The 4,275-nt window shown below is 65.4% G+C and carries 7 protein-coding genes and 1 tRNA gene; 2 read left to right on the top strand and 6 right to left on the bottom strand.

The features are described 5' to 3' along the window. Positions 1-257 precede the first annotated feature (257 nt). The 3 genes from HY726_12490 to HY726_12480 form a co-directional block, all read right to left on the bottom strand. A tRNA-Ser gene (locus HY726_12490) sits at positions 258-346 on the bottom strand. Between the two features lie 349 nt (positions 347-695). After that, positions 696-1,022 carry a DUF3854 domain-containing protein gene (locus HY726_12485; GenBank protein ID MBI4609814.1) on the bottom strand — a complete coding sequence of 109 codons (327 nt, stop codon included), beginning with the start codon at positions 1,020-1,022 and terminating at the stop codon, positions 696-698. After that, positions 1,019-1,291 carry a hypothetical protein gene (locus HY726_12480; GenBank protein ID MBI4609813.1) on the bottom strand — a complete coding sequence of 91 codons (273 nt, stop codon included), beginning with the start codon at positions 1,289-1,291 and terminating at the stop codon, positions 1,019-1,021. The genes HY726_12485 and HY726_12480 overlap by 4 nt, the downstream gene beginning before the upstream one ends. 170 nt (positions 1,292-1,461) lie before the next feature. On the opposite strand from HY726_12480, the gene HY726_12475 reads away from it, so the two are divergent. Beyond that, positions 1,462-1,752: a hypothetical protein gene (locus tag HY726_12475; protein ID MBI4609812.1), complete on the top strand. Its 291-nt coding sequence runs from the start codon at positions 1,462-1,464 to the stop codon at positions 1,750-1,752. A 146-nt stretch (positions 1,753-1,898) separates the two neighbouring features. Beyond that, a complete protein-coding gene (locus HY726_12470) occupies positions 1,899-2,078 on the top strand; it encodes a hypothetical protein (GenBank protein ID MBI4609811.1) in 180 nt (59 codons plus the stop codon). Positions 2,079-2,266: 188 nt separating this feature from the next. Here the strand turns inward: HY726_12470 and HY726_12465 are convergent, their stop codons facing one another. From HY726_12465 to HY726_12455, 3 genes are all read right to left on the bottom strand, one after another. Next, the gene (locus HY726_12465; GenBank protein MBI4609810.1) at positions 2,267-2,797 is read right to left on the bottom strand and encodes a hypothetical protein; all 531 of its coding nucleotides are present in this window, start codon (positions 2,795-2,797) and stop codon (positions 2,267-2,269) included. Between the two features lie 117 nt (positions 2,798-2,914). Further along, a complete protein-coding gene (locus HY726_12460) occupies positions 2,915-3,781 on the bottom strand; it encodes an aldo/keto reductase (protein MBI4609809.1) in 867 nt (288 codons plus the stop codon). After that, positions 3,778-4,275, bottom strand: a 498-nt coding sequence (locus tag HY726_12455) for a fumarylacetoacetate hydrolase family protein (protein MBI4609808.1), incomplete at its 5' end; no start/stop codon positions are given. The genes HY726_12455 and HY726_12460, both read right to left, overlap by 4 nt.

Below are 4,275 nucleotides of genomic sequence, written 5' to 3'. Positions count from 1 at the left end.
GAGTCGGACAATCGGATCCTCGAGTGTGCCGTCGAGGCCAAAGTGCACGTGATCATCACCGGTGACAAACACGTCCAAGCCCTCGGGACCTTTCGCGGCATTGCCATTATGAGTCCGCGGCAATTCCTCGATGCGTATTTCGCTGGTGTTTTCAGCGCGCTATAGCGCGACGGTTGGACTACGCAAAGTTTGGGCACAATCGGGGTCGGACCGGAAAGGCAGAAAGTCGGGAGAGCTACTCGCAAGTGATTGAATTTTGGCGGAGGGCGCAGGATTTGAACCCGCAAGGGCCTCGCGGCCCGGTGGATTTCAAGTCCACTGCCTTACCAGGTTAGGCTAGCCCTCCGCGTCCTTTATTGTCGCACACTTCCTGCAAGCTCACTGTTGGAGTCAATACTGGGCGGTAAGCAGGTTGACGGATCGAGGCCCTCAGGGGACAGAAAGGAAGCCTCATTCCGTTTCCTCCTGGGCAGCCGACGACGGGGCGTACCGCGCACGGAGGTCGAGTTTCTCCGGGGCCAGTTCGTAAGCCCTGAGGACCTTGCCCCCCAACCTTCCTGGAGCCCGCAAACAGGCCCAGGAGCGGCACTTCCGGCAACCCCGCCCGCGAGGTGTGTCACGAAATCAATCTGTCGGGCTGAAACCTAGTTTTCCCGATCTCAGCACGGCGGAGCTCAGGCCCGCGGTCGTCCTCTCTACCTACGGCGAGGGAGCGAAACCCCTGCTATAGATGGCCTGCCTCCGGGGCCCCGTGCCGGTCCAGTTTTGAGCTTGAGCACAGCGACCTTTGCGGCGCGCCCTTCGAGGTCCTTGCTCAGGGCATAAACGGCCTGGAGGAGATCCAGCCGCACCCAGACGTCCGAATCTGGCGCCAGGAGCACCTCGCGCTCCCACCAGTCCACGCGGTCAAGATCGGGGAGCGGCTGGCCGTCGAGGAGCCAGGACCAGAGCCCGCCGAGCGCCGCGCAGGCCAGGCCCTCCTGGTCGGCCTTGAGCGCTTTCTTCTCGCCCCCGGTGATCAGGAGCGGGACCGAGGGATCGGCGAGCGCCGCGGGGCCGTGCCCGCGGGCGGGTAGTAGCGAACGGAATGTCCGTCTCCGTCAGGGATCGGCGGGAAGAGCTTCACCCGGTAGAAGCCGTCGGCCTCGGGGTACGGGATCAGGTAACAGTGTTGGACCTTCGGAGCGAGGCGCTGCGAGAGATACCGCGGCGACTCTCCGGGCGCCAGAGAGCGCCGCCCAGCAGTGAGGATCGTCTCGGGGCTGAGCCCGCTCCGCGCGCGGAGATCCACGATGTGGTCTGGGGGAGGGGAAGCGAGCGCTCGCCGCTGACTCGAATGCCCGGCTGGCCTTCATCTTCAGGCATAATCAGTGAAGAAAAAGCGCTCGGTCCTGGTGGAGAAGGCGGAGATGAGGCGGTCGAGAGCTTGACCAGATCCGGATTCTGCCATATGGTGTTCGCATGAGCGAGGAGCTTTCCAAGCGGCTCGACGACCTGCATAAGCGCTTCGACGATCTCCGAAGCGACCTGGGCGCCCGCATAAGCGACACGAGCAAACGGATTGACGATCTCCGCGGGGACATGAACCAGCGGTTCGGCGAGCTCCGGACAGACATGAACGCCCGATCGGAAGGCCTCAACCAGCGCCTGAGCGATCTGCACAGCACACTGCGCATTTTCATGTGGGTTGTTTCCGGGTGGTTCACGTTCTTGACTGCTGTCCTCGCTGTCTTCGGCTTTCTCCGCCGGTAACCGGTCCCTTCTCCCCCACTGTCCGTTTTTCCAAGATACGTACAGCCCAACGTGGCGCGGCCCGCAACTGCTTCCGGCTTCCATCACAGACACGCTGAGGCCCAGCCCTTGACCTCAACACGTCCTCCGGCTACCGTAGCTCCACCATGCCCGGCACGCCCGCCCATGTCTGGCATCCGTGGCTCCGCACCGAGCGCGTCCTCCGCGCCATCCTGACCGAGCCGTGGAGCGCCGAGGCGTGGGAGCGGATCAAGCTTGAGATCCCCGAGTCCTCGCAGAGCACGCCCGGATCAGGAAAGCGGGCTGGTCCAACTAGAAGCAGGTGATTCCAGTGAGGGTGTCTCCGTCTCCCGAAGCCATGGGATCACCCTCCGGCCGCCGGGCGAGCATTGCCTGATTGGGGGGACCCAGACGCGGCCCGCGCCGCCCCGCTTGCCGGTGTTCCGCCAGTCCTACTGTCCGGCCTGCGGACGGACTGGAGCCATCCGCTGCGGTGCTGAAAGGTTTGTGCTTCTCAGCGCGTGGCGGGTTCGCGGGGTTCGTGTCTCTTTTGCTGCAGGGCGCGCTCCCTCGCGGCCTCACCCCTGGCGACGGCCTTCCTTCCCGCCGCTGTCTCGGCCTTCCAGCGGGTTCGGTGCCGGAGGTGCTTCTCTTCATCCCAGCGGTGCTGCGTCCCCCCGCCGATGAAAACCACGAAGACCTCACAGCCATCCGGATATTCGTACGGCCCGTGAGGCAGGTCCCAGCCGAAGACATAATCTCCCGGGCCCAGGTCCTTGCCCGCCACGCACATCCGCCCCTTGGTGACGAGGATCGAATGCCAGCTCTCGTGAACGTGCGCCGGCTCAACGTAGCCCTTCGGGAATTTAATCTTCATGTCAATCCGCCGCGTGACGGGGTCGTGGGTGAAGATCTTGACCTTCACGCCCTTGGGCAGCGTGAGGAGCTCGATCGCCACCCCCTCCTGCCACACGACGTCCCTATTGTAGATGGCGTGGAAGGAATGATCGGCTTTCCCCGGGTTGGCGCTTTTTGCGAATGGCATGGCTTCTCCTCAAAGATGCTCTTCTCCGTTCGGGCAGGCCCACGACGAGGGAGTTGGCGGCCGGCGTGCGCAGCCGGCGCGTGGTGACGTGGGTGAGCTTCATCGGGTGGCGGGTCCTCAGGTGGGGAGCCCGAACAGCGAGGTCATTCTCTTCGCGTCGAGCATCGCAGCCATTTCGCCGTCCGGGGGGCGGCGCTCAAACCGGCTTGCGGCGTCCAGGACCCGCGGCAGCAGGGCGAGGTCTCCAACCGTGTTGAGGAAGACGCCGGGCAGGCCGAGGGCCCAGTGAACCGCCCGGTCGATGTCCGCCTGCTCCTCGAGCGGCTGGTACCACGTGGTGTGCGTCCGGGCTTGGCTGGCCCATGGCCCGCGGGCGATGGACTTGATGACCTGGACCGCGACGTTCCGCTCCCGGCAGATGCCCAGCACCTCCTCGAAGTTCCGCCGGTAGCGCTCGCTCTGGGCCATCAGGAAGTTGTACGGCAGCAGCACCGCGTCGAAGTCAAAGCGAGCAAGGCTGCGCTTGTGCATCGCGGCGATGGTCCAGCCGTGGCCGGTCACGCCGATGAAGCGCGCGAGCCCCTGCTGGCAAGCCTCGATCGCCGCCGCCAGCGCGCCGCCGGGGCCCATCGCCTGATCCCAGTCGTCGGGATGGCCCAGGGAGTGGAGCTGGATCAGGTCCACGTGGTCGACTCGCAGCCGATCGAGCGAGCGGTGGATTTCGTCGCGGGCCTCGCGCGCGGTTCGCATCCCGGTCTTGGTCGCGAGGAAGAAGTCCTTGCGATGGCGGGCCATCCAGGGGCCGATGCGGAGCTCCGAGTCCCCGTACCGCGGGGCAGTGTCGATGTGGTTGATACCGTATCGGAGCAGCAGGTCGAGGGCGCGGTCCGCATCCGCCTGGCTCGCCTGCGCCAGCGCGGCCGCCCCAAACACGGTCACGCTGCTGAGGTGAGCGCTCCGTCCGAAGGGTCGACGTTCGATCATCGCGCATCTCGCCCCGGCGCGTACTTCCCCGTCAGTTGCGGCGTCGTCCCTTCGAGCCCCTTCTCCTGCCGCTCCAGCCGGGTCTCCCTGGCCCAGGTCCGCTTCAGCTCGTCGCGCACGTGCACGCGCAGCCGGCCCAGCCCCTCCGTCTCGAGCTCGATCAGGTCGCCGTCCTGGAAGGCGGAGAGACCACGGTGGTTGGTTCCCGTGGCGAGAACATCGCCCGGCTCCAGGGTGTGGATGGAGCTGACCCACTCGATGCACCGGGGGATCTTGTGGGCCATGTCGCTGGTGTTGAAGTTCTGCTTCAGCACCCCGTTCACCCAGAGCCGTACCTGGAGGCGGTGAGGGTCGGGGATCTCATCGGCCGTCACCAGATAGGGGCCCATGGGGGCAAAGGTGTCCCGCGACTTCATCTGGTAAAAGGTGTTGCCGCTGGGCAGCAGGCCGCGGGCCGACCCGTCGATGAAGTTCAGGTACCCGAAGACGTAGCT

The organism is Candidatus Rokuibacteriota bacterium, assembly GCA_016209385.1.
Lineage (GTDB): Bacteria > Methylomirabilota > Methylomirabilia > Rokubacteriales > CSP1-6 > JACQWB01.
This window is presented reverse-complemented; position numbering and strand designations above follow the sequence as displayed.